At 72.8% G+C, this 24,791-nt stretch carries 22 protein-coding genes; 18 read left to right on the top strand and 4 right to left on the bottom strand.

The window, feature by feature from the left end; translation table 11 throughout:
• Window positions 1-12 precede the first annotated feature (12 nt).
• From ABTW87_RS03530 to ABTW87_RS03500, 7 genes are all read left to right on the top strand, one after another.
• Window positions 13-942, top strand: a complete 930-nt coding sequence (locus ABTW87_RS03530) for a bifunctional riboflavin kinase/FAD synthetase (protein WP_350648131.1) — start codon at window positions 13-15, stop codon at window positions 940-942.
• Between the two features lie 250 nt (window positions 943-1,192).
• Window positions 1,193-1,462, top strand: coding sequence for a 30S ribosomal protein S15 (gene rpsO, locus ABTW87_RS03525; RefSeq protein WP_350648129.1), 270 nt, complete (start codon window positions 1,193-1,195; stop codon window positions 1,460-1,462).
• A 233-nt stretch (window positions 1,463-1,695) separates the two neighbouring features.
• On the top strand, window positions 1,696-4,065 hold the full coding sequence (locus tag ABTW87_RS03520) for a polyribonucleotide nucleotidyltransferase (RefSeq protein ID WP_350648128.1): 2,370 nt from the start codon (window positions 1,696-1,698) through the stop codon (window positions 4,063-4,065).
• 89 nt (window positions 4,066-4,154) lie between these two features.
• The gene (locus ABTW87_RS03515; RefSeq protein WP_350648515.1) at window positions 4,155-5,498 is read left to right on the top strand and encodes a M16 family metallopeptidase; all 1,344 of its coding nucleotides are present in this window, start codon (window positions 4,155-4,157) and stop codon (window positions 5,496-5,498) included.
• Window positions 5,499-5,982: 484 nt separating this feature from the next.
• Entirely contained in the window at window positions 5,983-6,576 is a 594-nt protein-coding gene (locus tag ABTW87_RS03510) for a hypothetical protein (RefSeq protein WP_350648126.1), read from the top strand.
• 147 nt (window positions 6,577-6,723) lie between these two features.
• Window positions 6,724-7,497 (top strand): 4-hydroxy-tetrahydrodipicolinate reductase, encoded by a 774-nt coding sequence (gene dapB / locus ABTW87_RS03505; RefSeq protein ID WP_350648125.1) that lies wholly within the window; start codon window positions 6,724-6,726, stop codon window positions 7,495-7,497.
• A gap of 41 nt (window positions 7,498-7,538) precedes the next feature.
• Window positions 7,539-8,015, top strand: a complete 477-nt coding sequence (locus tag ABTW87_RS03500; RefSeq protein WP_350648124.1) for a GNAT family N-acetyltransferase — start codon at window positions 7,539-7,541, stop codon at window positions 8,013-8,015.
• A 42-nt stretch (window positions 8,016-8,057) separates the two neighbouring features.
• On the opposite strand, the gene ABTW87_RS03495 is transcribed toward ABTW87_RS03500, so the two are convergent.
• Window positions 8,058-10,169 (bottom strand): amylo-alpha-1,6-glucosidase, encoded by a 2,112-nt coding sequence (locus tag ABTW87_RS03495; protein WP_350648122.1) that lies wholly within the window; start codon window positions 10,167-10,169, stop codon window positions 8,058-8,060.
• A gap of 172 nt (window positions 10,170-10,341) precedes the next feature.
• On the opposite strand from ABTW87_RS03495, the gene ABTW87_RS03490 reads away from it, so the two are divergent.
• From ABTW87_RS03490 to ABTW87_RS03475, 4 genes are all read left to right on the top strand, one after another.
• Window positions 10,342-11,304, top strand: a complete 963-nt coding sequence (locus tag ABTW87_RS03490; RefSeq protein WP_350648121.1) for a LacI family DNA-binding transcriptional regulator — start codon at window positions 10,342-10,344, stop codon at window positions 11,302-11,304.
• A 26-nt stretch (window positions 11,305-11,330) separates the two neighbouring features.
• Entirely contained in the window at window positions 11,331-12,578 is a 1,248-nt protein-coding gene (locus ABTW87_RS03485) for a sugar ABC transporter substrate-binding protein (RefSeq protein ID WP_350648119.1), read from the top strand.
• Window positions 12,579-12,658: 80 nt separating this feature from the next.
• Window positions 12,659-13,777 carry a carbohydrate ABC transporter permease gene (locus ABTW87_RS03480; protein WP_350648117.1) on the top strand — a complete coding sequence of 373 codons (1,119 nt, stop codon included), beginning with the start codon at window positions 12,659-12,661 and terminating at the stop codon, window positions 13,775-13,777.
• The gene (locus ABTW87_RS03475) at window positions 13,774-14,673 is read left to right on the top strand and encodes a carbohydrate ABC transporter permease (RefSeq protein WP_350648115.1); all 900 of its coding nucleotides are present in this window, start codon (window positions 13,774-13,776) and stop codon (window positions 14,671-14,673) included. Before ABTW87_RS03480 ends, ABTW87_RS03475 begins: the two co-directional genes overlap by 4 nt.
• Before the next feature lie 12 nt (window positions 14,674-14,685).
• Here the strand turns inward: ABTW87_RS03475 and ABTW87_RS03470 are convergent, their stop codons facing one another.
• Complete coding sequence (locus ABTW87_RS03470; RefSeq protein ID WP_350648114.1) at window positions 14,686-15,654, bottom strand: sigma-70 family RNA polymerase sigma factor; 969 nt, start codon at window positions 15,652-15,654, stop codon at window positions 14,686-14,688.
• A 38-nt stretch (window positions 15,655-15,692) separates the two neighbouring features.
• Window positions 15,693-16,274: a GNAT family N-acetyltransferase gene (locus ABTW87_RS03465; RefSeq protein WP_350648113.1), complete on the bottom strand. Its 582-nt coding sequence runs from the start codon at window positions 16,272-16,274 to the stop codon at window positions 15,693-15,695.
• Window positions 16,275-16,309: 35 nt separating this feature from the next.
• Here ABTW87_RS03465 and ABTW87_RS03460 point away from each other — a divergent pair, with 35 nt between their 5' ends.
• Window positions 16,310-17,590, top strand: coding sequence for a glycosyltransferase 87 family protein (locus tag ABTW87_RS03460; RefSeq protein ID WP_350648112.1), 1,281 nt, complete (start codon window positions 16,310-16,312; stop codon window positions 17,588-17,590).
• On the opposite strand, the gene ABTW87_RS03455 is transcribed toward ABTW87_RS03460, so the two are convergent.
• Window positions 17,486-18,037, bottom strand: coding sequence for a GNAT family N-acetyltransferase (locus tag ABTW87_RS03455; protein WP_350648111.1), 552 nt, complete (start codon window positions 18,035-18,037; stop codon window positions 17,486-17,488). The genes ABTW87_RS03460 and ABTW87_RS03455 overlap by 105 nt on opposite strands.
• A gap of 77 nt (window positions 18,038-18,114) precedes the next feature.
• Here ABTW87_RS03455 and ABTW87_RS03450 point away from each other — a divergent pair, with 77 nt between their 5' ends.
• The 6 genes from ABTW87_RS03450 (at window position 18,115) to ABTW87_RS03425 (ending at window position 24,784) form a co-directional block, all read left to right on the top strand.
• On the top strand, window positions 18,115-19,344 hold the full coding sequence (locus ABTW87_RS03450; protein WP_350648109.1) for a winged helix-turn-helix domain-containing protein: 1,230 nt from the start codon (window positions 18,115-18,117) through the stop codon (window positions 19,342-19,344).
• On the top strand, window positions 19,341-19,934 hold the full coding sequence (locus ABTW87_RS03445; RefSeq protein ID WP_502891520.1) for a DUF2752 domain-containing protein: 594 nt from the start codon (window positions 19,341-19,343) through the stop codon (window positions 19,932-19,934). Before ABTW87_RS03450 ends, ABTW87_RS03445 begins: the two co-directional genes overlap by 4 nt.
• Before the next feature lie 87 nt (window positions 19,935-20,021).
• Window positions 20,022-20,765, top strand: coding sequence for an FAD-dependent thymidylate synthase (thyX, locus tag ABTW87_RS03440; protein WP_350648512.1), 744 nt, complete (start codon window positions 20,022-20,024; stop codon window positions 20,763-20,765).
• Between the two features lie 46 nt (window positions 20,766-20,811).
• The gene (gene dapA, locus ABTW87_RS03435) at window positions 20,812-21,738 is read left to right on the top strand and encodes a 4-hydroxy-tetrahydrodipicolinate synthase (protein ID WP_350648108.1); all 927 of its coding nucleotides are present in this window, start codon (window positions 20,812-20,814) and stop codon (window positions 21,736-21,738) included.
• A gap of 52 nt (window positions 21,739-21,790) precedes the next feature.
• The gene (locus ABTW87_RS03430) at window positions 21,791-23,479 is read left to right on the top strand and encodes a ribonuclease J (protein WP_350648107.1); all 1,689 of its coding nucleotides are present in this window, start codon (window positions 21,791-21,793) and stop codon (window positions 23,477-23,479) included.
• Window positions 23,480-23,620: 141 nt separating this feature from the next.
• Window positions 23,621-24,784, top strand: a complete 1,164-nt coding sequence (locus tag ABTW87_RS03425; RefSeq protein WP_350648105.1) for a S1 family peptidase — start codon at window positions 23,621-23,623, stop codon at window positions 24,782-24,784.
• Window positions 24,785-24,791: the final 7 nt, after the last annotated feature.

Below are 24,791 nucleotides of genomic sequence, written 5' to 3'. Positions count from 1 at the left end.
GGGAGGAGCAGCATGCAGCGGTGGCGGGGGTACGACGCGGCGCCCGGTGGCTGGGGGCGGTCGGTCGTCACCATCGGCGTCTTCGACGGCGTGCACAAGGGGCACCAGGCGACGATCGGGCACGCCGTGGCGCGGGCCCGGGAGCTGGGCGTCAAGTCGGTCGTGGTCACCTTCGACCCGCACCCGGCCGAGGTGGTGCGCCCGGGTTCGCACCCGGCGGTGCTCACCGAGCCGGCCCGCAAGGCGGAGCTGATCGAGGCGCTGGGCGCGGACGTGCTCTGCGTGGTGCCGTTCACACCCGAGTTCTCCCGGCTGCCGGCGGAGGCGTTCGTGCACGACGTCCTGGTCGAGCACCTGCACGCCGCGCTTGTGGTGGTGGGGGACAACTTCCGGTTCGGGCACCGGGCGGCCGGGGACGTTCCGCTGCTGGAACGGCTCGGCCGCACGTTCGGCTTCGCCGTCGAGGGCGCGCCCCTGGTCGCCGAGGCGGGGACGGTGTTCTCCTCCACGTACATCCGCTCCTGCGTCGACGCCGGCGACGTGGTGGCCGCCGCCAACGCGCTGGGCCGGCCGCACCGGCTGGAGGGTGTCGTCGTGCGCGGGGACCAGCGCGGCCGGGAGTTGGGCTTCCCCACCGCCAACCTGCTGTGCCACCGCTACGCGGCGGTCCCCGCCGACGGCATCTACGCGGCCCGGCTGGTTCGCCGCGGGCAGCGGGAGCCGCTGATGGCGGCCGTGTCCATCGGCACGAACCCGACCTTCTCCGGGCGGGAACGGCGGGTCGAGGCGTACGTCCTGGACTTCGACGGTGACCTGTACGGCGAGCGGCTCGCCCTGGACTTCGTGGCGCACCTGCGGGGGCAGGTCCGCTTCGACGCGATCGAGCCGCTGGTGGCCCAGATCGCCGAGGACGTCGAGCGCACCCGCCGGGTCCTGGGCTGAGCGCGACGGGACCGGGCGACGGGCGGTACGCGGTGCCCGGCGGCGGTCGGCGGCGCGTGGCGGCCCTTGACCGGCCGGCCCGGCGGAGTGCTGGTAAGCTGGCGGGGACGTCGGCTGACCGACGTGGGGCCTCGCGTGCCTGCACGACGCCGCGGGTGCGAGGACCGTCCGCTCCGGGCACACGGCTCGGCCGCTCGGGTGAGACCGACACGGCGGACACCACCGAACAACCCATCGAAACAGGGAGAACATGGCGCTCGACCAGGAAGCCAAGGCCCAGATCCGCGCGGAGTACGCGACCGCCGAGGGCGACACCGGTTCGCCGGAGGTGCAGGTCGCGGTCCTCACCAAGCGGATCGCGGACCTGACCGAGCACCTGAAGGTGCACAAGCACGACCACCACAGCCGCCGCGGGCTGCTGCTGCTGGTCGGCCGCCGCCGTCGGCTGCTCAACTACGTGCAGAAGAAGGACATCAACCGCTACCGGTCGCTCATCGAGCGGCTCGGTCTGCGCCGGTGACGTGACGGGGGAGTGGCCGACCGGGCCGCTCCCCCGTTCCACTTCACCGGGAACCCGAACAACCAGGACCGCGCGACCACCCGACACCCAGGGAGCCGGTCAGCGTACCGGTCTCCGGTAGTGGCCCCCGGGCATCCGGCACGACGCCGTCCCGCCCGGGCGCTTCGATCGAAGACCGGCCGTCTGAGCAGCTCCGCGTCGCGGGTCCGTTACGCGAAGGAGCACAACCGCAGATGACCGAGAGCAACCTCGGCACCGAGTCCCGCACCGCCGTGATCGACAACGGGGCCTTCGGCACCCGTGAGATCACCTTCTCCACCGGTCGGCTGGCCCGCCAGGCCGCCGGCTCCGTCGTCGCCCAGCTCGGCGAGACGGTCGTCCTCTCCGCCACCACCGCCGGCAAGCAGCCGAAGGAGCAGTTCGACTTCTTCCCGCTGACCGTCGACGTCGAGGAGCGGATGTACGCCGCGGGCCGCATCCCCGGCTCGTTCTTCCGCCGGGAGGGCCGGCCCAGTGAGGACGCGATCCTCACCTGCCGGCTGATCGACCGGCCGCTGCGCCCGTCGTTCGTCAAGGGCCTGCGCAACGAGGTCCAGGTCGTCGAGACGATCCTGGCCCTCGACCCGCAGCACCCGTACGACGTGGTGGCGATCAACGCCGCCTCGATGTCGACCAAGCTCTCCGGCCTGCCGTTCTCCGGCCCGATCGGGGCCACCCGGATGGCCCACGTCGACGGCCAGTGGGTCGCCTTCCCGACCCACGAGGAGCTGGGCCGCGCCACCTTCGACATGGTGGTCGCCGGTCGCGCCCTGCCCGACGGCGACGTCGCGATCATGATGGTCGAGGCGGAGGCCACCGAGCACACCGTGAAGCTGGTCGCCGACGGCGCGCCCGCGCCGACCGAGGAGGTCGTGGCGAGCGGCCTGGAGGCCGCCAAGCCCGCCATCCGCGAGCTGTGCCGGGCGCAGAGCGAGCTGGCCGAGGTGGCCGCCAAGCCGGTCGCCGAGTTCCCGGTGTTCCTCGACTACTCCGACGACGCCTACGAGGCGGTTGCCGAGCTGGCCCGCGCCGACGTGGCGGAGGTTCTGAAGATCGCCGGCAAGGCCGACCGCGAGGAGGCCCTGGACCGGATCAAGGCGAAGGTGGCCGAGGAGCTCGGCCCGCGCTTCGAGGGCCGGGAGAAGGAGCTGTCCGCCGCGCTGCGGTCGCTTACCAAGTCCGAGGTGCGCAACCGGGTGCTCCGCGAGCAGGTCCGCATCGACGGTCGCGGCCCCCGCGACATCCGTCCGCTGTCCGCCGAGGTCGGCGTGCTGCCGCGGGTGCACGGCTCGGCGCTCTTCGAGCGCGGCGAGACCCAGATCCTGGGTGTCACCACGCTGAACATGCTCCGGATGGAGCAGGCGCTGGACACGCTCTCCCCGGAGAAGTCCAAGCGCTACATGCACAACTACAACTTCCCGCCGTACTCGACCGGTGAGACCGGCCGGGTGGGCTCGCCGAAGCGGCGCGAGATCGGCCACGGCGCGCTCGCCGAGCGGGCGCTGATCCCGGTGCTGCCGGCGCGCGAGGAGTTCCCGTACGCCATCCGGCAGGTCTCCGAGGCGCTCGGCTCCAACGGCTCCACCTCGATGGGCTCGGTCTGCGCGTCCACGCTCGGCCTGCTCTCCGCCGGTGTGCCGCTCAAGGCGCCGGTCGCCGGCATCGCCATGGGCCTGATCTCCGACGAGGTCGACGGCAAGACCCAGTACGTGACGCTTACCGACATCCTCGGCGCCGAGGACGCCTTCGGCGACATGGACTTCAAGGTCGCCGGCACCCCGGACTTCGTCACCGCGCTCCAGCTCGACACCAAGCTCGACGGCATCCCGTCCGACGTGCTGGCGGCCGCGCTCCAGCAGGCGCACGAGGCCCGGCAGACGATCCTCGACGTGATGCAGTCGGCGATCGAGGGTCCGGCCGCGATGAGCGACTACGCCCCCCGGGTCACCACCGTCAAGATCCCGGTGGACAAGATCGGCATGGTGATCGGCCCGAAGGGCCAGACCATCAACGCCATCCAGGACGAGACCGGCGCCGAGATCTCCATCGAGGACGACGGCACCATCTACGTCGGCGCGACAAACGGCCCGTCGGCGCAGGCGGCGGTCGAGCGGATCAACGCGATCGCGAACCCGACCCTGCCGAAGGTGGGCGACCGGTTCCTCGGCACGGTGGTCAAGACCGCCGCGTTCGGCGCGTTCGTCTCGCTGCTGCCCGGCCGCGACGGCCTGCTGCACATCTCCAAGGTGGGCGACGGCAAGCGGGTCGAGAAGGTCGAGGACTTCCTCAACGTCGGGGACAAGGTCGAGGTGGAGATCGCCGACATCGACCAGCGCGGCAAGATCTACCTGGACAAGGTGCGCCCGGAGGGTGCCGAGGCTCCGGCCGAGGCCGGCGGTGAGCGGCCGGCCGGCCGCGACCGGGGCGACCGGGGTCCGCGTGACCGCGGTGACCGCGAGCGTGGCGGTGAGCGCGGCAGCCGGGGCCCGGACCGCGGCGAGGGCGGCGAGGGCGGTGAGGGCGGCGGCGACTCGCGCCCGCGCCGCCGGACCCGGCACAGCTGACGTCTGACCATCGCACCACCCACCCCTCGTCGAACCGGGAGCACCTCGTGAGTCGCGCCTCCGCGCCGTTTCCGCCGGGTCGACGGGGGGTGGCGGCGTTCCGGAGCCCTTCGGGCAGCGGCTCCGGCCGCGCCGTCACCCGCACGCTCAGCGACGATCCGCTGGGCGGCACGGTCCGCCGTACCGTCCTGCCCAGCGGGCTGCGCGTGCTCACCGAGGCGATCCCGACGATGCGCAGCGTCTCGTTCGGCATCTGGGTCTCGGTCGGTTCCCGGGACGAGACCGGCCCGCAGTCCGGCGCCGCGCACTTCCTGGAGCACCTGCTGTTCAAGGGCACCAACAAGCGGGGCGCGCTGGAGATCTCCTCGGCGATCGAGGCGGTGGGCGGCGAGACCAACGCCTTCACCACGAAGGAGTACACCTGCTACTACGCGCGGGTCCTCGACGAGGACCTGCCGCTCGCCATCGACGTGATGTGCGACCTGGTCGCCGACTCGGTGCTCACCCCGGCCGACGTCGAGACCGAGCGGGGCGTGATCCTCGAGGAGATCGCCATGCACGACGACGAGCCCGGCGACGAGGTGCACGACCTCTTCGCCCGGGCCGTCTACGGGGAGCACCCGCTGGGCCGGCTGATCTCGGGGACCGAGGCGACGGTCACCCCGATGACCCGTCGGCAGATCCAGAGCTTCTACCGGCGGCACTACACCGCGCCCCGGATCGTCATCGCCGCCGCTGGCAACCTCGACCACGCCGCCGTGGTCAAGCTGGTCCGGCAGGCGCTGCGCGGCAGCCCGCTGGACACCGATCCGGCCGTGCCGGCGCCGCACCGGGCGGCCACCCCGACGGTACGCACGAAGCCCGCCACCACCGTCGTCGAGCCGAAGGAGACCGAGCAGGCGCACGTCGTGCTCGGCGGTTCCGGCATCGACCGGCTCGACGACCGGCGCTTCGCCCTCGGCGTGCTGAACAACGTCCTCGGCGGCGGCATGTCCAGCCGGCTGTTTCAGGAGATCCGCGAGCAGCGCGGCCTCGCCTATTCGGTCTACTCCTACGCCAGCCAGTACGCCGACAGCGGCCTGTTCGCCGTCTACGCCGGCTGCGCGCCCGGCAAGGTCGACGAGGTGCTGGAGCTGACGCGTACCGAGCTGGCCCGGGTGGCCGCCGACGGGCTCACCGAGGCCGAGGTGGCCCGGGGCAAGGGCATGAGCAAGGGCTCCTTCGTGCTCGGCCTGGAGGACACCGGCTCCCGGATGAGCCGGCTGGCCAAGGGGGAGTTGCTGTACGGCGACCTCATGCCGGTCGACGAGCTGCTCGCCCGGGTCGACGCCGTCACCGTCGACGACGTCAACTCGCTCGCCGCGGAGCTGCTGACCCGCCCGATGTCCCTCGCGGTGGTCGGCCCGTTCGGCGAGTCCGACTTCAGCGCCTGACCTGTCCCTGTCTGGGTGGTCCGGCCCCGCCCGTACGGTCGTTGCGTAACGCCGGCGGGTTGCCCCACGGGCAAGATCGCGCTGCGACGCAGATGTAGTGGCCTCCCAGCGCGCAGCAGGCCACTACATCCGCCATCCAGCGTGATCGCCGCTGCCTGCCCGGGTGGCGGTGTCCCGCCCTGCGTCGGGTGTCCGGTTCCGGGGTGTGGTCGGGGGCACCCGGTCGTTGGAATGATGGCGGGCTCGGGGTCGTTACATCACGTGGACGATCGAGCAGGACCGCGCGGGCTTCGGGCCCGTTGGCGGTGGGCCGGAATGATGCCGGCCGGTCGGTCGTTACATCTGGACCCGGCGCCGTGAGGCAGTCCCCCCGCCCCGGCCGGGTGTCCATCCCCCAAGTCTTGTGAGCGCCTCGGATGGTGCTTGCACCACCACGCCCGTCCCCCCGGGTGGTGGTGCCAATCCCCCGAATGGAGCCTCCGTCATGAACACGATCATTCGTAAGAGCGTTCTGGGTATCGCTGGTCTGGCCTTCGCCGGTGGCATGGCCGCCGGCCCGCTGAACCACGACACCACCACCGCCGCGATGGCGAGCAGCCCGGCCGCCGCTGTGGCGGTGCAGGCCGACAAGCCGGACATGGGCAAGCTGATCCCGCATGGTGTGCAGGGTGCGCAGTCGCGGATCGACCTGTCCGATGAGCAGGTCGCCAACGTGAAGGCGATCATCGCGGCGACGAAGAAGGCCGGCATGGACGAGCGGGCCGCGGTGGTCGCGATCGGCACGGCGTTGCAGGAGTCGAAGCTGGAGAACCTGGGTCATCTGGGTGAGCGCAACGACCACGACTCGCAGGGCCTGTTCCAGCAGCGCCCGTCCAGCGGGTGGGGCACGGTCGAGCAGATCACCGACCCGGAGTACTCGACGATGGCGTTTCTGAAGGGTCTCAAGCAGGTCGACGGGTGGCAGGACATGCCGCTGACCGTGGCCGCGCAGACCGTGCAGGTCTCGGCCTACCCGGACCACTACGCCCAGTGGGAGCAGCAGGCCGCCGACCTCGTCGCCGAGCACTGGAACAGCTGACCACAGACCTTCCTCACAGGGGGAACCATGCCGCTGGCCGGCACCCGAACCCGGGTGCCGGCCAGCGGCATCTCCGTGGGACCACGTTCCGCCGACGACCGCCGACCGCGAGGGTGTCCGCGTACCGGTTGGGATAGGTTGTGGGCCGTGACTGACGAGCAGGACAAGAGCGCGGACGAGCCGATCCGGGTCGGTGTGCTCGGCGCCCGGGGCCGGATGGGCGTCGAGGTGTGCCGGGCCGTGGACGCGGCGCCGGACATGGACCTGGTGGCGATGGTCGACCAGGGCGACTGGCTGTTCAACGCCTCCGACGCGGGCGCCGAGGTGGTCGTCGACTTCACCACCCCCGACGTCGTCATGGACAACCTGCACTGGTGCATCGACCAGGGCATCAACGCGGTGGTCGGCACGACGGGCTTCACCGAGGCGCGGCTCGACCGGGTGCGTGGCTGGCTGGCCCGCAAGCCGGGGGTGGGCGTCGTCATCGCCCCGAACTTCGGCATCGGTGCGGTCCTGATGATGCAGTTCGCCGCCCGGGCCGCTCGGCACTTCGAGTCGGTCGAGATCGTCGAGCAGCACCATCCCCGCAAGCTCGACGCGCCGAGCGGCACCGCCACGTACACCGCGCGCCTGATCGCGGCGGCCCGCGCCGAGGCCAACATGGGACCGGTGCCGGACGCCACCAAGGATGAGGTGCCCGGCGCGCGCGGCGCCGAGATCAACGGGGTACGCGTGCACGCCGTCCGCGCCACCGGCCTGGTCGCCCATCAGGAGGTGCTCTTCGGCACCACCGGCGAGACGCTTACCATCCGGCACGACTCGTACGATCGGGCCTCCTTCATGCCCGGCGTGCTGCTCGCGGTGCGCGAGGTACGCAGGCGGCCCGGCCTCACCGTGGGCCTGGACGCCCTGCTCGACTGAAACCGCTCGGCGGATCACCCGGGTGGCTCTAGGCTGCCCGGGTGATCGACTCAGACCTGACCGACCGGATCGGGCGCCGGGTGACCCTGCGCCCGGTCGACGACGACAACTGGCGGGCGGTGGCGGACGTCGCCCCGCGCGACGACCAGCGCGCCTGGGTGCCCGCCCTCGCCGCCCGCTACCTGCTGCTGACCGAGCGCTCCGACGTCTGGAACTCCCTGGCCGTGTACGCCGACGAGACCGTCGTCGGTCACGTCATGTGGGGCGTCGACGACGACGGCTCCCGGTGGCTCGGCGGCATGCTCGTCGACGCCGCCGAGCAGGATCACGGCGTCGGCCGGGCGGCCGTGGTGACCCTCGCGCGGTGGCTGGCCCGGGAGGGCGGCGGGAACCCGGTGCGATTGTCCTACCACCCCGACAACACCGCGGCGGCCCGCCTGTACGTGAGTCTCGGCTTCGTCCCGACCGGCGCGATGGAGGACGACGAGATCGTCGTCGAGCTCACGGCCCCCGTCTGAGGTCAGGCGTCCTCGGCCTCCGGCGCCGGGCGTACGCGCTCGTCACGTCCGCCCGAGTGTCCCTGCGGGCGCGGAGCGCGGGGCGGGGACCACCGCGCCATCGGCGCCGGTCAGGCGCAGGCCGGCGGGTAGGCCGGTGAGCGAGGCGGCACCGGTCCGGTCGACCGTGACGGTGACCGGTGCGCCCGCGACGTGCAGGCCGGCGACCGAGACGCCGCCGAGGTCCGGGCCGGCGAGCGGGGCGAGTCGCACCGTGCCGGCGGGCACGTCAGGGTAGAGGCCGGTGGCCGCCTGGAGGAGCAGCACGGCGGCCGACGCGGACCACGCCTGCGGGTGGCACGCGGCCGGGTACGGCACCGGGCGGCCGAGCAGCGCCCGGTCGTCACCGCCGTACAGCTCGGGGAGCCGGTAGTCGAACGCCTCGGCGGCGGCGAGCAGGCCGTCGACGAGGCCGAGCGCGGCTTGGCGGAAGCCGGCCCGGGCCAGCCCGGCGAGCACGATCGCGGTGTCGTGGGTCCAGATCGACCCGCAGTGGTACGACAGTGGGCTGAAGCCGGCGTCGTCGGCGGACATGGTGCGCAGCCCGAACCCGTCGGTCATCGCCTCGGTGGTGAGCAGCCGGGCCAGCTGCGCCTCCTCCTCGCCGGTGAGCAGCCCCGTGCCGAGCAGGTGACCGATGTTGCTGGTCAGCGAGTCGACGGGACGCTTGTCCCGGTCCAGGGCGAGGGCGGGCTGCGGCCCGTACCGGCCGTCCACCCAGAACACCGCACGGAACCGGTCGGCGAGCCGGCCCGCGTACGCGCGCCACCGGTCGGCACCGGGGCGGTCGAACGCCTCCAGCAGGGCCGCCCCGTTGATCGCGGCCTCGTACGCGTACCCCTGCACCTCGGCCAGCACGATGGGCGCGTCGGCGATCCGCCCGTCACGGAACCGCACGGCGTCGCCGGAGTCCTTCCAGCCCTGGTTGGACAGGCCGTGGCCGGTGGTGTCGACGTACTCCACGAGCCCGTCGCCGTCGGCGTCGGCGTGCTCCTCGAGCCAGCCGAGGGCGGCCTCCAGGTGGGGCAGCAGCGGCTCGACCTGGTCGGCGGGCAGGCCCCAGCGCCACGCGTCGTGCAGCAGGTTGACCCAGAGCATGGTGGCGTCGACCGTGCCGTAGTACGCCGGTGGAAGCTTCAGCCCGTCACCGGCCAGGGCGAACTCGTGCCGCCGCAACTCGTGCAGGATCTTCCCGGGTGCCTCGCCGGTGCCGGGATCGACCCGGGTGCCCTGCCGGCGGGCCAGCACCCGGAGCGTCCCGGCGGCGAGGTCGGTGCCGAGTGGCAGCATCATCCGGGCCGCCCACAGACTGTCACGGCCGAACAGGGTGAGGAACCACGGCACGCCCGCGCCGAGGAAGACGTCGTGCGGGGCCCGCGGGTCGGCCAGGCGCAGCCCGCGCAGGTCGGCGAGGGACCGGTCGAGCAGCCGGACCAGCCGGCGGTCGTCGGCCAGTGTTCGGGGCTCGGACCAGGACGCCTCGGCGGTCGGGGTGACGACGACGGCGCGCGGGTCGGTGACGGAGAGCCGCCAGCGCAGTGTGGCGCTGCCGCGCGGCGGCAGCCTGACCGGCCAGCGCAGGCCGGGGGTGTCGGTGCGCACCTCGGCCCCGTCGGCGGTGACCCGGACCGTGACGTCCGCACCGGAGAAGGTCAGACCACCGGCGGGTGCCGCGGTGGCCGCCACCGGGGTGGTCGACCGGCCGGACTTGACCAGTTCGATCGGCGCCAGGTCGCAGGCGAGGTCGACGTCGACGGTGGCCCGCACGGGTACCGAGGCGGTGGAGACGATCCGTACCTCCTCGGTCAGCCCGCCGGTGAACACCTGGCGGGTGCGCTCCACGCGTACCGTCGGATCGGGGCCCGGATCGCCCAGCCAGCGCGCGAGGCCGACGAACCGCACGCCGTGCGGGCCCGCCGCCCCCCGCGCCAGCGCCTCCGGTTCCCGGCCGTCCACGCGCAGCTCGGCCCGGCTCAGCACCCGGGTGTCGGCGTGGAAGACGCCCTGGACGCCGGCCGGGCGGATCTGCCCGGCCGCGTCCCCCAGCGCGCTGGTCGGGGCGAGCACCACCCCCACCAGGTCGTGCAGCAGGGGTTGCAGGTGGGGTTCGGTCACGGTGCGGCTCCAGGTCGTCTCGGCGGGAACGGATGTCTTGACAGACCGTCCCCGGGCGGTGCAGAGTGCGAAACATTCCAGCAACTTGAACGATCTAATCCTGCCCTATCCAAATTGGATCGTTCAAGACGGCGAGAGGGATCAAGTGGCCGAAAAGGTAACCATCGCGACGGTGGCCCAGCGCGCTCGAGTCAGCCGGCAGACGGTGTCCAACGTGCTCAACGCGCCGCACATCGTGCGCGAGGAGACACGGCTGCGGGTGCAGGAGGCGATCGCCGCGCTGGGCTACCGGGCCAACCAGGCCGCCCGGCAGATGCGCACCGGCCGGTCCCGGCTCATCGCGGTGCGCATCGAGCCCACCCGCGACGGGATCAACGGCTCGGTGCTCGACCGGTTCCTGCACGGCCTCACCGAGACCGCCGAGGCCGCCGGTTACCGCGTCATGCTCTACACCGCGCACGACACCGAGCGGGAGATCGCGACGTACGACGACCTGCTCGGGTCGTACGACCTCGACGCCTTCGTGCTCACCGGCACCGACCACGGAGACCCCCGGACCGCCTGGCTGGCGCGCCGGGGCGTGCCGTTCGTGACGTTCGGCCGGCCCTGGGACGCTCCGGACGCGCACCCCTGGGTCGACGTCGACGGCGCGGCCGGCACCGCCGAGGCCACCACCCACCTGCTCACCGCCGGGCACCGCCGGATCGGCTTCCTCGGCTGGCCGGCCGGCTCGGGCGTCGGCGACGACCGGCGATCCGGCTGGCACCGCACGCTCGTCGCGGCCGGGGTGGACCCGGTCGGGCTGGACCGCGAAACCGTGGACGGCATCGCCGAGGGGGAACGGGCCGCGGGTGGCCTGCTCGCCGAGGCGGCGCCGACCGCGCTGCTGTGCGCCAGCGACTCGCTCGCCCTGGGCGCGCTCCAGGCCGCCCGCGCCACCGCCCCGGAGGTGGCGGTGATCGGTTTCGACGACACCCCGGTCGCCGCCGCCGTCGGCCTGACCAGCGTCAGCCAACCGCTCGGCGAGGCGGCGGCCCGCTGCGTCGACCTGCTCACCGCCGTCCTCGACGGCCGGCACCACACCACCGGCCACGTGCTGCTCCAGCCCGCGCTGGTGCGGCGCCACACCGCCTGACCCCCCGTCCCCCCACAGGAGAACCGATGACACCTCGCTCGCTCACCCGGGCGGCGCTGGCCGGCCTCACCGCCGCCGCGCTGCTCGGCTCCGCCGCCTGCGGCAGCGGTTTCGACGACAACCCGGGCGACACCGCCCAGTCGAGCGGCCCGGCCAACCTCCAGATCCTGATCGGCTCCTCCGGTGAAGCCGAGACCACGGCCGTCCAGGACGCCGCCGCGAAGTGGGCGTCCGCCTCCGGCAACCAGGCCACCGTCACCCCCGCGCAGGACCTCACCCAGCAGCTCGGGCAGGCCCTCGCGGGCGGCACCCCGCCGGATGTCTTCTACGTCGACGCCGCCCGGTTCGCCGACTATGCCAGCGTCGGCGCCCTCGAGCCGTACGGCGACAAAATCAGCGACACCGGGGACTTCTACGAGAGCCTGCGCACCACGTTCACGTACGACGGCAAGCTCTACTGCGCGCCGAAGGACTTCTCCACCCTCGCCCTCCAGATCAACACGGACCTGTGGACGAAGGCCGGTCTCACCGATGCCGACGTGCCGACCACCTGGGACCAGCTGACCGCGACCGCGCGCAAGATCAAGGCAACGGGAATGGTGCCGCTTGCCCTCGGTGACACCCGGGACCGGATCGGCGCGTTCCTGGTGCAGAACGGCGGCTGGCTGATGAACGAGGACGGCAAGCAGCCCACCGCGGACAGCGCCGAGAACGTGGCCGCCCTGACGTACGTCAAGTCGCTGCTCACCGAAGGGCTGGCCCGCTTCCCGAAGCAGCTCGACGCCGGCTGGTCGGGTGAGGCGTTCGGCAAGGGTGCCGCGGTGATGACCATCGAGGGCAACTGGATCAAGGGCGCGCTGCAGAACGACTTCCCGACCGTGAAGTACCGGGTCGTCGAGCTGCCCGCCGGCCCGAAGGGCAAGGGCACGCTCTCCTTCACCCAGTGCTGGGGCATCGCGGCGAAGTCGAAGTACAAGGAGGCGGCGATCAAGTTCGTCGAGGCGATGACCGCCGGCGAGCAGCAGATGACGTTCGCGAAGGCGTTCGGCGTCATGCCGTCGCGCCAGTCGGTGCGCGAGCAGTACACGGCCGCCTTCCCGGCCGACAAGCCGTTCATCGACGGCGCCGCGTACGCCCAGGGTCCGGTCAACGCGCCGAAGATGGACAGCGTCCTGCGGGACCTGGAGGCCAGCCTGCAGGGCCTCGCCACCGGCGACCCGAAGACGATCCTGGCGAACTTCGACAAGAACGCCAAGGCGGCGCTCGGCGGCTGAGGTGCAAGGAAGGGTCCCTTGTTAACCCTATGCGTTAATAAGGGGCCCTTCCTTTCACCTCCGACCCGGAGGGAGGGGAGATGGCAGTTCACGCCACGGTCACGCCGGCCACCACTACCGCCCGGCCGCCGCACCGGCGCGGCCGCGGGCCACGGGGCAACGAGGCCGTCGCCGGGTGGCTCTTCGTCGCGCCGGTCATCGCCATCCTCGGGCTGTTCCTGCTGCTGCCGATCCTGATGGCGCTCTGGGTGAGCCTCACCGACTGGAACGGGCAGGGCAGCCCGTTCACGTCGCAGGTGCCGTTCGTGGGCACGGAGAACTACACCCGGCTCTTCACCGAGGACGGGCTGGAGCGCCGCGACTTCATGACCAGCATCCGGAACAACCTCTACTACGTGGTGATCGTGGTGCCGGCGCAGACCGCGCTGGCCCTCGGCCTCGCGTTGATCGTCAACAACCGGCTGCTCAAGGGCAAGTCGTTCTTCCGTAGCGCCTTCTACTTCCCGTCGGTGACCAGCTCGGTGGCGATCAGCGTGGTGTTCCTCTTCCTCTTCGCCAACTCCGGAGCGGTCAACAAGCTGCTCGCCGTCCTCGGAGTCGACGGGCCGCAGTGGTTCGCCGACTCCCGTGGGGTGCTGCACCTGCTGTTCGGCGTGGTCGGTGTGGACGGCCCGCCGGCCCCGCTGGCCGATGGTGGCCCGTTCGGGCTGAGCTGGTGGGACTGGTTGTCCGGGCCGAGCGTCGCGATGACGTCGATCATCGCGCTGGTCGTGTGGACCACGTCCGGGACCTTCATGCTGATGTTCCTCGCGGCACTGCAGAACGTCCCGGTCGTCCTGGACGAGGCGAGCAGCCTCGACGGCGCCACCCGCTGGCAGCGGTTCCGGCACGTCACCCTGCCGCTGATCAAACCGACCATGTTCCTGGTGCTCACCCTCGGCCTGATCGGATCCTGGCAGGTCTTCGACCAGGTGTACGTGATGAGCCAGGGCGACCCGGCGAAGACCACCCTCACCCCGGCGTACCTGTCGTACCGCACCGCGTTCCGGGACTTCGACTACGGCTCCGGCGCCGCCATCTCGTTCGTGCTGTTCCTGATCATCATCGCGCTCACCCTGGTCCAGCGGCGGATCATGGCGGACCGCGACGGCCGACGTGGCGCCTGGCGTCGGCTGCCGGGGCGAGGAGGCCGGTCGTGACCACGCTTACCAACCGACCCGCGGCGGCGCCCCCCGCGCCGGCCGGCCGCCGCCGCGCCGGCACCGGCCGTGTCCTCGCCAGCCGCATCCTCGGGTACGCGGTCCTGATCTTCTTCGGGCTGGTCTTCCTCTACCCGTTCGTGATCCAGATCGGCAACTCGTTCAAGACCGAGCCGGACGCGGCTGCCAACCCGCTCTCGCCGATCCCGGACCCGCTGACGTTCGACGGCTTCGAGCGGATCTTCGCCGGCACCAACTTCCCGCTCTGGCTGGGCAACTCCCTGCTGGTCACCGTGCTGGTCACGCTCGGCCGGGTGTTCTTCGACTCCCTCGCCGGGTACGCCCTGGCCCGGCTGAGGTTCCCCGGGCGGCGCTGGCTCTTCGCCGCGGTCGTCGCCGTGATGGCGGTGCCGCCGGTGGTCCTGCTGATCCCGAAGTTCCTGGTGCTGAACCAGTTGGGCATCTACAACAGCTATCCCGGGCTCGTCGTGCCGCTGCTCGCCGACGCGGCCGGCATCTTCATCATGAAGCAGTTCTTCGAGTCCGTCCCGGTGAGCGTGGAGGAGGCCGCCCGCATCGACGGGGCCGGTGTCTTCCGCACCTTCTGGTCGGTGGTGCTGCCGATGGCGAAGCCGGCGCTGATCACGTTGACCATTCTGTCGTTCCAGGGCTCGTGGAACGAGTTCCCGCACAGCCTGGTATCGGTGCAGGACCCGGACCTGTTCACTTTGCCGCGTGGCCTGGCCGACCTGGTCAGCGGCTCGCTCGGCAAGGGCACGCAGTATCCGCTCAAGCTGGGCGCGGCGCTGCTCGCCACCATCCCGGTGGCGGTGATCTTCGTGATCTTCCAGCGCTACTTCGTCCGCGACGAGTCGGCCGGCGCGGACAAGGGCTGACCCGGCCGGCTGTCAGGGCAGCCGGGTGGGCAGCCCGAAGAGCGGGAACAGGCGGGGCTCCAGGAAGGTCGTGATGCGGCTGATCCGTCCCTCGGCGACCTCGAGGACGTGGATGCCGAAGGCCCGGTGCCCGCCGGCCGGGTCGGCCCGGTGCTGCGCGAAGGCGGGCCCACCGCAGGCCTGCAGCGGCGTCACCCGCGAGCCCCGGCACTCCGCCCCCGGCCCGGTGAACCAGGCGGCGATGTCGTCCCGCCCGCGCAGCCACAGCGCGTACGGCGGCATGCACTGCACCGCGTCGTCGCGCAGCAGGGTGACCAGCGCCTCCACGTCGTACCGCTCGAACAGTGCGACGTAGCGTTCCAGCAGCTCGCGGTGGGACCGGTCCAGGTCCGGCGTCGGTGCGGCGTCGCCGCGGGCAGCCATCGTGGCCCGGGCCCGCTGCAGGGCGCTGTTGACCGAGGCGACCGTGCCGTCGAGCAGCCCGGCCACCTCGTCGGCGCGCCAGCGCAGCACGTCGCGGAGGATCAGCACGGCCCGCTGCCGGGGCGGCAGGTGCTGCAGGGCGGCGAGGAAGGCCAGCCGGACCGACTCGCGGGCGACGGCCAGCTCCGCCGGGTCGCCGGCCGCCGGGAGGACCGCCGCGTCCGGCGCGGGCTCGACCCAGCCCGGCTCGGGCGCGCCGAGGGAGGCGAGCACCGGCGGGGAGGGCTCGCCGAGATCCACCGGAAGCGCCCGGCGGGCACGCCCCCGGAGCAGGTCCAGGCAGACGTTCGTGGCGATGCGGTAGAGCCAGGTGCGCACGGACGCCCGGCCGGCGAAGTCGTCCCGGGCCCGCCATGCCCGCAGCAGCGTCTCCTGGACCGCGTCCTCCGCGTCGAAGATCGACCCGAGCATGCGATAGCAGTAGCCGGTCAGCTCGACCCGGTGCGCCTCCAGGTCGTCGGGGGTGGTCGGTGCCGCGTTCGCCGTCCCTGCGGTCATGGGCCCACCGTAGGTGACCCCACCGACAACACCGGCGGTCAGCCGGCCGGCACCGTGCTGGCGGGGATCGCCACGTGCAGCCGCGACTGGGGAACAAGCATGTCGTCCACGTCCAGGGCGCGGGCCGCCCCGTCCGGTTCCCAGCCGGTGCCGGTGAGGAACTTCCGGGTCGCCGCGTCCGCGTCGAACGCCCACGCCACCGCCCGGCCGAACCCGTCGTCGCGCCAGTGGTCCACGCACGCCGCGAGCAGCCGGCTGCCGTGCCCTCGCCGGCCCCAGCGCGGCTCCACCAGCAGGTCGGTGACCGCGGCGACGTCCGTGCCCAGCGCCTCGGCGGGCTCGCCGGGGGCCAGTGCCTCGGCGTCGGCCGGACCGGAGGCGGCGAACCCCACCAGATACGATTGCTCGGCCTGTTCGACGGCGACCAGCACCCGGTGGGCGGCGGAGGGTGGTTCCTGAACCGCCGCGGTCCACCGCCGGGCCAGCCACGCCTCGTCCAGGTTGTCGAGCACGTGCCGGGGCAGGATCCGGCGGTACGCGACCCGCCAGGTCGCGAGCTGGATGCGTGCGATCTCGCCGGCGTCCTCCGGACGCGCCGGGCGGACGTACCCGAGAGCCATGGAACGGAAGCCTACGCAGGGCGGAGGAGGCGGCGGTGGCGCAGGGTGCCGGACGGACGCTCGGGCAGGTCGCCAGCGTGGTCGGGCTCGCCGTCGGGGTGGCCCTCTTCCTCTCCGTGGCGGCCGTGCGGCACGGCTTCTTCGACCTGCAGGTCTACTACGGTGCGCTGCGCCACTGGGTGCACGACGGCGGGGAGATCTACGACTACCTGCGGCCGTTCACGCAGTACGGCTTCACCTACCCGCCGTTCGCCGCCCTGGTGATGCTGCCGATGGCGTACCTGCCGTGGAACGCGGCGATCGTGGTGAGCGTGACGGCGAGCGTGGTGGTCACCGCGGTCCTGTTCTGGTGGCTGGTCGACCCGATCTCCCGGCGCGCGGGCTGGACCCGCTGGTACGCCCTCGCGGTGGCGCTCTGCCTGGCCGCCGCGTACGAGCCGATGCGCGAGACGGTGAACTTCGGCCAGGTCAACATGCTGCTGCTGTTCCTGGTGGCGGTCGACCTGCTGCGGCTGCTGCCGGCCGGCAGCCGGTGGGCCGGCGCCGCCGTCGGGCTGGCGACCGCGATCAAGCTGACCCCGGGCATCTTCATCGTCTACCTGCTGGTGACCGGGCGCTGGCGGGCGGCGGTGACCGCGATGGGCACCGCCGCCGGCGCGACCGTGCTGGCCGGTGCCCTCTTCCCGGACGCCTCCCGGGAGTTCTGGACCGAGGCGCTGTGGAACACCAACCGCGTGGGCGAGCTGGCGTTCGTCTCCAACCAGTCGCTGCGCGGGGTGGTGGCCCGGCTCAACCCGGAGGAGCCGAGCACCGTGGCCTGGCTCGTGCTGGTGGCGGCCACGCTGGCGCTCTGGGTGTGGCGGTCCCGTGCCGCGGCGGCGGTCGGTGACGAGGCGACCGGGCTGGCGCTGACCGGCGCGGTGATGTGCCTGGTCAGCCCGGTCACCTGGGTGCATCACCTGGTCTGGCTGCTGCCGGCGCTCATCCTGCTGGTCGACAACGCGATGGCGGCGTCCGCGGGCAGCCGCCGGCGCCGCGTCCTGCTGGCCGCCGCGACCGTCGCGTACGCCTTCCTGATCAGCCGCATCGTGTGGGCCTGGGAGCGGGACTTCACCGGCGTGGACGGATTCCTCGGCAGCAACACCTACGTCTGGATCAGCCTGGCGCTGCTCGTCCTCCTGCCGGTGCGGTCGCCGTCGGCACCGGCCCGGTCACCCGTCGGTGCGACCGACGTAGCGCAGCTCGGCGAGGTCGACCGGCGGGCGTCCGCCGGCGAGCGGCACCGGGTAGGTCGAGCGTTCACCGTCCGCGGCTAGCCCGGCCCGCTCGTAGAACCGGCGGGCCCGGTGGTTGTCCGCAAGCACCCAGAGCCGGTACTCCGTCCAGCCCCGGGTCACCAGACCGGTGCGGGCCGCGGCCAGCAGGGCCCGCGCGGTCCCGTCGCCCCAGTGCCGGGGCTCCACGAACAGGGAGACGATCTCGCCGTAGGCCGGGTCCAGGTCGCCGCGGTCCTGGTTGTTCCGGTACGGCCCGAAGGTCACGAAGCCGGCCGCCGCCCCGTCGTGCTCGGCGAGCAGGGTGGTGAACGGGTGTTCGGGATCGGCGGTGCCGAGGCCACGGCGGCGCTGGGCCCAGGCGGCCACGTTCAGCCGGTCGAGCACCTCGTCCGGGATGATGCCGGCGTAGCCGCTCCGCCAACCGTGGACGTGCACCCGGGCCACGCTCTCGGCGTCGTCGGGCGCCTCGCGGCGGATGGTGAGCATGCGTCCGTTCTAGGTCAGGACCGGGGACGGGTCCAGTCGCCGCTCCGGTGTCGTACCCGGGCAGTAGGGTGCCGGCGATGGCCGCACCGGAATCGCTCTCGCTCGCCCAGGCCCGGCGCGTCGCGCTGGCCGCCCAGGGCTTCACCGACCCCGCGCCGGCCGGCGTGCCCACCCGCCGGCACCTGCGCCGGGTGCTCGACCGGGTCGGGCTGATCCAGATGGATTCGGTGAACGTGCTCCAGCGTGCGCACTACCTGCCGCTCTACAGCCGGCTCGGGCCCTACCCGACCGCGCTGCTCGACACGGCCGCCTACCGCCGGCCCCGCGACCTCTTCGAGTACTGGGGGCACGAGGCGTCGCTGGTGCCGGTCCCGCTGCAACCGGCGCTGCGCTGGCGGATGGCCCGCGCCCGCACCGAGGCCTGGGGCGGGATGCGCCGCATCGCGGAGGAGCAGCCCGGCCTGGTGGCGTGGGTCCGCGACGAGGTGGCCGCCCGGGGCCCGCTCACCGCCGCCGAGATCGAGCACGACGCGCCGCGGGAGACGGGCAACTGGGGGTGGAACTGGTCGGCGGTGAAGAGGGCGCTTGAGTTCCTGTTCTGGTCCGGCGAGGTGGCCGCCGCCGAGCGCACGACGTCCTTCGCGCGCCGCTACGACCTTCCGGAACGGGTGCTGCCGACCGCCGTGCTGGACGCGCCGACCCCGACCGACGCCGAGGCGTACCGGACGCTGGTCGCCGTCGCCGCCCGGTCGCTCGGGGTGGCCGCCGAGCCGGAGCTGCGCGACTACTTCCGCCTGCCGGTGGCCGGGGCCCGGACGGCGATCGCCGAGCTGGCGGAGGCCGGTGAGCTGCGGCCGGTGACGGTGCCGGGCTGGCGGCAGCCGGCCTGGCTGCACGCGCAGGCCCGGTTGCCCCGCTGGGTGCGGGGCAACCGTCTGGTCAGCCCGTTCGACCCGCTGGTCTGGGAGCGGGGCCGCACCGAGCGGCTGTTCGACTTCAGCTACCGCATCGAGATCTACGTGCCGGCGCCGCAGCGGGTGTACGGCTACTACGTGCTGCCGTTCCTGCAGGGGGACCGGTTCACCGCCCGGGTCGACCTGAAGGCCGACCGGAAGAACGGCGTGCTCCTCGTGCCGGCGGCGTGGCTCGAGCCCGGCGCCGACCCGGGAGAGACGGCGGTCGCGCTCGCCGCCGAGCTGTACCGGCTCGCCGGCTGGCTCGGCCTCGACGCGGTGGCGCCTCCGGCGGCCGGCGACCTGGCGGCGCCGCTGGCGGCCGCGCTGACGGGCGTGGCCGGTGTACCGTGATCGGCGTGAGGAGCGTTGACGGGCCGCGCGACGACGCCGCTCCGCAGGCGGCTGGGCTGCCGGCGGCCGGCGGGCCGGGCGTGCAGGTCGATCCGAGCGGGGGATGGCCGGCCGGGCAGGTCCCGCCGTACCCGGCGCCGGAGCCGGACCGGCTGACCCGCCTGGTGCTCGGGCTGCACGCACGGGCACCGCGCTGGGCGGTGCCGTTGGCCGCTCTCGGCTGCGTCGCGGCGGGCATCGGTTACACGCTGATCAGCGATCCCACCCGGTCCGCGCCGGACGCGGCCCCCACCTGCCTGCTCAAGCTGACCACCGGCCTCGACTGCCCGGGCTGCGGCGGCACCCGGGCCCTGTGGTACGTGCTGCACGCCGACCTGCCGGCCGCCGCCCGGCACCACTTCCTCCTCGTCTTCGCGCTGCCCTTCCTGGCCTACCTGTTCGTGGCCTGGGCGGGGAAGCAGGCGTTCGGCTGGCGGCTGCCCGAGCTGCGCATCGACACCAGGGTCATCGGCGTCTTCCTGGCCGCCTGGTTCGCGTTCTCGGTGGTGCGCAACCTGCCCTGGGCGCCGTTCACCGCGCTCTACGTCTGACCCGGCCGTTCCGGTGGGGTCCGATCCCACCGCGAGCCCGATTTCACCGGTGCGTGCCGCACGGCTACAGTCGCAGGAATGCCGGACATGGTGCAGCCCCAGGTCAAGCTCATCGCGTGGACCCACTTCGAGGCCCCGGACGACGTGCCGTGGTCGACCGACGCCGACGGCGGCCAGGCGCTCGCCGAGTTCGCGGGCCGGGCCTGCTACCAGAGCTGGAAGAAGCCGAACCCGGCGACCGCGACGAACGCCGGCTACCTGGCGCACATCCTGGACGTCGGCCACCTGAGCGTGCTGGAGCACGGCTCGGTGAGCTTCTACTTCACCGGCGTGTCCCGGTCGTTCACGCACGAGCTGATCCGGCACCGGCACTTCTCGTACTCCCAGCTGTCCCAGCGCTACGTGCCGGAGCGGGACGCGGCGATGGTCGAGCCCTCGGTCATCGCCGAGGACCCGGAGCTGCACAAGAGGTTCGTCGAGGCCGCCGAGGCGAGCGTCCGGGCGTACACCGAGCTGCTGGAGGGGCTGGAGCAGCGGTTCGCCGACGAGCCCAACCCGACGCTGCGGCGCAAGCGCGCCCGGCAGGCGGCGCGGGCGGTGCTGCCGAACGCCACGGAGACGCGGATCGTGGTCACCGGCAACTACCGGGCGTGGCGGCACTTCATCGCCATGCGGGCGACCGAGCACGCCGACGTGGAGATCCGTGAGCTGGCCGTCGAGTGCCTGCGCCAGCTCCAGGGCGTCGCCCCGAACGTGTTCAACGACTTCGTGATCTCGACCCTGCCCGACGGCACCGAGGTGGCGGCGAGCCCGCACGCCGAGGTGTCCTGAGCCCTTCCCCGGCTGGGCCTCGCCGGTCGTCCGCTAGGTTGGAATGATGACGCACGACCACCCTGACACCCCCGCCCGGGCGGCGTCCCGGCCGTTCGGACGGGTGCTCACGGCCATGGTGACGCCGTTCACCGGCGACGGCTCGCTCGACCTGGACGGCGCGGCACGGCTGGCCACGTACCTGGTCGACGAGCAGGGCAACGACGCGCTGGTGGTCAACGGCACCACCGGCGAGTCGCCGACCACCACCGACGGGGAGAAGGAACAGCTCATCCGGACGGTCGTGGAGGCCGTCGGCGACCGCGCCAAGGTGGTGGCGGGTGTCGGCACCAACGACACCCGGCACACGATCGAGCTGGCCGCCGCCGCCGAGAAGGCCGGCGCGCACGGCCTGCTGGTGGTGACGCCGTACTACAACAAGCCGCCGCAGGCGGGCCTGCTGCGGCACTTCACCGCGGTGGCGGACGCCAGCGGCCTGCCGGTGATGCTCTACGACATCCCGCACCGCTCCGGCGTGCCGATCGAGACCGAGACGCTTGTCCGCCTGGCCGAGCACGGCCGGATCGTCGCGGTGAAGGACGCCAAGAGCGACCTGACCGCCACCAGTTGGGTGACCAGCCGGACCAGTCTCGCCTTCTACAGCGGCGAGGACTCGCTCACCCTGCCCGCGCTGGCCGTGGGCTCGGTCGGCGTGGTCGGCACCTCGACCCACTTCACCGGGGTGCAGACCCAGGAGATGATCAAGGCGTACGACGCGGGGGACAACGCCACGGCGCTCGCCCTGCACCGGCGGTTGCTGCCGCTGTACACCGGCATCTTCCGTACCCAGGGCACGATCCTGGTCAAGGCGGGCCTGGCGGCCAAGGGCCTGCCGGCCGGTCCGGTCCGCCCGCCGCTGGTGGACGCCACCGCCGAGCAGCTCGCCCAGCTCCGCGCCGACTGCGCGGCGGCGGGCCTGGACCTCCCCGAATGATCGAACGACACGACGGACGCCGGGTGACGGCGTCGCAGAATGAGGTGGAAGCGTGACCGAGGCGCACTTCGACGCGGAACTCCCGCCGCCGCTGCCGGACGGCGGACTGCGGATCATCCCGCTCGGCGGGCTCGGCGCCATCGGTCGGAACATGACCGTCTTCGAGTACGACGGCAAGCTGCTGATCGTCGACTGCGGTGTGCTCTTCCCCGACGTGGAGCAGCCCGGCGTCGACCTGATCCTGCCCGACTTCGGCCCGATCCTGGACCGGCTCGGCGACGTGCAGGCGATCGTGCTCACCCACGGTCACGAGGACCACATCGGCGCGGTGCCGTACCTGCTCGCGCACAAGCCGGACATCCCGCTGGTCGGCTCGCAGTTCACCCTCGCCCTGGTCGAGGCGAAGCTCGCCGAGCGGCGGATCCAGCCGTACACGCTCACCGTCCGGGAGGGCGGCCGGGAGCGGCTGGGCCCGTTCGAGTGCGAGTTCTTCGCGGTCAACCACTCGATCCCGGACGCGCTCGCGGTCGCCATCCGCACCCCGGCCGGCCTGGTGCTGCACACCGGCGACTTCAAGATGGACCAGCTTCCGCTGGACGGCCGGATCACCGACCTGGCCGGTTTCGCGCGGCTCGGCGCGGAGGGCGTGGACCTGCTCCTGTCGGACTCCACGAACGCCGAGATCCCCGGCTTCGTCACTCCGGAGCGGGAGATCGGGCCGGTGCTCGACTCGATCTTCCAGAAGGCCCGGGGCCGGATCATCGTCGCGTCGTTCGCCTCGCACGTGCACCGGGTGCAGCAGGTCTTCGACTCCGCCGTCGAGCACGGCCGCAAGGTCGCCCTGATCGGCCGCTCGATGGTGCGGAACATGGGCATCGCGCGCGACCTGGGCCTGCTGAACATCCCGTCGGGCCTGGTCGTCGGCATCGAGGAGGCGACCGCGATGCCGCCCGACCAGATCGTGCTGATGTCCACCGGCAGCCAGGGCGAGCCGATGAGCGCGCTGGGCCGGATGGCCAGCGGCGACCACCGGCACATCACGATCGCGCCCGGCGACACCGTGGTGCTCGCCTCCTCGCTGGTCCCCGGCAACGAGACCTCGGTCTACCGGGTGATCAACCGGCTGGCCCGGGCGGGTGCGGTCGTCGTGCACAAGGACGTGGCGAAGGTGCACGTCTCCGGGCACGCCCCCGCCGGTGAGCTGCTCTACCTGCTGAACGTCGTCCGGCCGAGCAACCTCATGCCGGTGCACGGCGAGTGGCGGCACCTGCGCGCACACGCCCGCCTCGGCATCGAGTCCGGCGTCGCGCCGGACCGGGTGGTGCTCTGCGAGGACGGCGACGTGGTCGACCTGGTCGAAGGTCGGGCCAGCCTGGTCGGCCACGTCAAGAGCCGGTACGTCTACGTCGACGGCCTCGCCGTCGGCGACGTGTCCGAATCACTGCTCACCGAGCGCCGGATCCTCGGCGACGGCGGGTTCATCGCCGCGACGGTCGTGGTCGACTCGGTCACCGGGAAGGTCGTCGGCGGGCCGACCGTCTCCGCCAAGGGCTTCTCCGAGGACCCGGAGGCGTTCAACCCGGTGGTGCCCCTGATCACCGAGGCGCTCAACCGGGCCGCGTCGGACGGCATCACCGACCCGCACCAGCTCCAGCAGATCGTCCGGCGGACGGTGGGACGCTGGGTCAACGACGCGTACCGCCGCCGGCCCATGATCGTCCCGACCGTCGTCGAGGTCTGATTTCCGTCACTGAGCGACGCCCGCCGGTCACTCTCCGGCGGGCGTCGCCATTGTTTTCCGTCGATCCTTCAACCGTCGCCGGTCCGGCCCCGTACTCGAACGTGGCGGGCGTGACCGCGCCGGCCGGGAGGAGCGTGACGGATGGACCGCAGACGGTGGACAGCCATCGGGGTGATGGTGGCGACGGTGGGCGCGGTGGCGGCGGTGACCCTGCCGTCCTTCGCCGGGGAGGAGACCGCACCGAGATCCGGTGCGGTGCCGGCGGCCGACGGCGTCGCGCCGGAGGTGGCCGACGCGATGCGTCGCGACCTGTCGCTGACGCCGGAGCAGGTCACGGCACGCATCCGGACCGAGCGCTGGGCCACGGGTGTGGTCGGCCAGCTGCGCGGTGAACTCGGCGCCGACTACGGCGGCAGTTGGCTCGGCGCTGACGGCCGGACCCTCAACGTCGCGGTCGCCGACCCGGCGGAGGCCGACCGGGTACGCGCCGCCGGCGCGGTGCCGAAGGTGGTCGCCCGGGGCGTCCGGCAGCTCGACACGTTCAAGACCCGGCTGGACCGGGCCGGCGCGTCCACCTCCGACGCCGTCGCCGGCTGGTACGTGGACGTCGCCGACAACGCGCTGGTGGTGCTCGCCCGGCCTGGCGCGGAGGACGCCGCCTGGCGGCTGGTGGACCGGACCCGCGTACCCCGCCAGGCGGTCCGGGTGGACGCGTCGGCCGAGGCGCCCCGGCTGCTCTTCGACGTACGCGGCGGCGACCCGTTCATCATCAACGGCGCCGGCCGCTGCTCGGTCGGCTTCTCGGTGGTCGGTGGCTTCGTCACCGCCGGGCACTGCGGCCGGGTGGGTTCCCGCACGGCGGGCGCGAACGGCGTCGCCCAGGGCGTGTTCCGGGCGTCGTCGTTCCCCGGTGACGACTGGGCGTTCGTCCAGGTCAACAACGCCTGGACGCCGCAGCCCGTGGTGAACGACTTCAACGGCGGGACGGTGCCGGTGGCCGGCGCCCAGGAGGTGCCGGTCGGCGCGTCGATCTGCCGCTCCGGCTCCACCACCGGCGCCCGCTGCGGCATCGTCCAGGCCCGTAACGCCACCGTCCGCTACCCGGAGGGGACGGTGACCGGGCTGGTCCGGACGAACGTGTGCGCCGAGCCCGGTGACTCCGGCGGGTCCTGGATCTCCGGCGACCAGGCGCAGGGGGTCACCTCGGGCGGCTCCGGCGACTGCCGGCGCGGTGGCGTCACCTTCTTCCAGCCGCTACGCGAGATCCTCGAGGTCAACCGCCTGACCCTGGTCACCACCCGGTAGGCGGTCC

It is taken from the genome of Micromonospora sp. NPDC126480 (assembly GCF_040302465.1).
Lineage (GTDB): Bacteria > Actinomycetota > Actinomycetes > Mycobacteriales > Micromonosporaceae > Micromonospora.
The sequence above is the reverse complement of the archived record's forward strand: the minus strand, read 5'-3'. Positions and strand labels throughout refer to the sequence as shown.

Excerpts from the sequence above, each read along its gene's own strand:
- ABTW87_RS03455 (WP_350648111.1), bottom strand. The coding sequence starts at position 18,037 with ATGCTCACCATCCGCCGCGAGGCGCCCGACGACGCCGAGAGCGTGGCC.
- ABTW87_RS03470 (WP_350648114.1), bottom strand. The coding sequence starts at position 15,654 with ATGACCGCAGGGACGGCGAACGCGGCACCGACCACCCCCGACGACCTG.
- thyX (WP_350648512.1), top strand. The coding sequence starts at position 20,022 with ATGGTGCAGCCCCAGGTCAAGCTCATCGCGTGGACCCACTTCGAGGCC.
- ABTW87_RS03485 (WP_350648119.1), top strand. The coding sequence starts at position 11,331 with ATGACACCTCGCTCGCTCACCCGGGCGGCGCTGGCCGGCCTCACCGCC.
- ABTW87_RS03510 (WP_350648126.1), top strand. The coding sequence starts at position 5,983 with ATGAACACGATCATTCGTAAGAGCGTTCTGGGTATCGCTGGTCTGGCC.
- ABTW87_RS03530 (WP_350648131.1), top strand. The coding sequence starts at position 13 with ATGCAGCGGTGGCGGGGGTACGACGCGGCGCCCGGTGGCTGGGGGCGG.
- rpsO (WP_350648129.1), top strand. The coding sequence starts at position 1,193 with ATGGCGCTCGACCAGGAAGCCAAGGCCCAGATCCGCGCGGAGTACGCG.
- dapA (WP_350648108.1), top strand. The coding sequence starts at position 20,812 with ATGACGCACGACCACCCTGACACCCCCGCCCGGGCGGCGTCCCGGCCG.
- ABTW87_RS03520 (WP_350648128.1), top strand. The coding sequence starts at position 1,696 with ATGACCGAGAGCAACCTCGGCACCGAGTCCCGCACCGCCGTGATCGAC.
- ABTW87_RS03480 (WP_350648117.1), top strand. The coding sequence starts at position 12,659 with ATGGCAGTTCACGCCACGGTCACGCCGGCCACCACTACCGCCCGGCCG.
- ABTW87_RS03450 (WP_350648109.1), top strand. The coding sequence starts at position 18,115 with ATGGCCGCACCGGAATCGCTCTCGCTCGCCCAGGCCCGGCGCGTCGCG.
- ABTW87_RS03425 (WP_350648105.1), top strand. The coding sequence starts at position 23,621 with ATGGACCGCAGACGGTGGACAGCCATCGGGGTGATGGTGGCGACGGTG.
- ABTW87_RS03465 (WP_350648113.1), bottom strand. The coding sequence starts at position 16,274 with ATGGCTCTCGGGTACGTCCGCCCGGCGCGTCCGGAGGACGCCGGCGAG.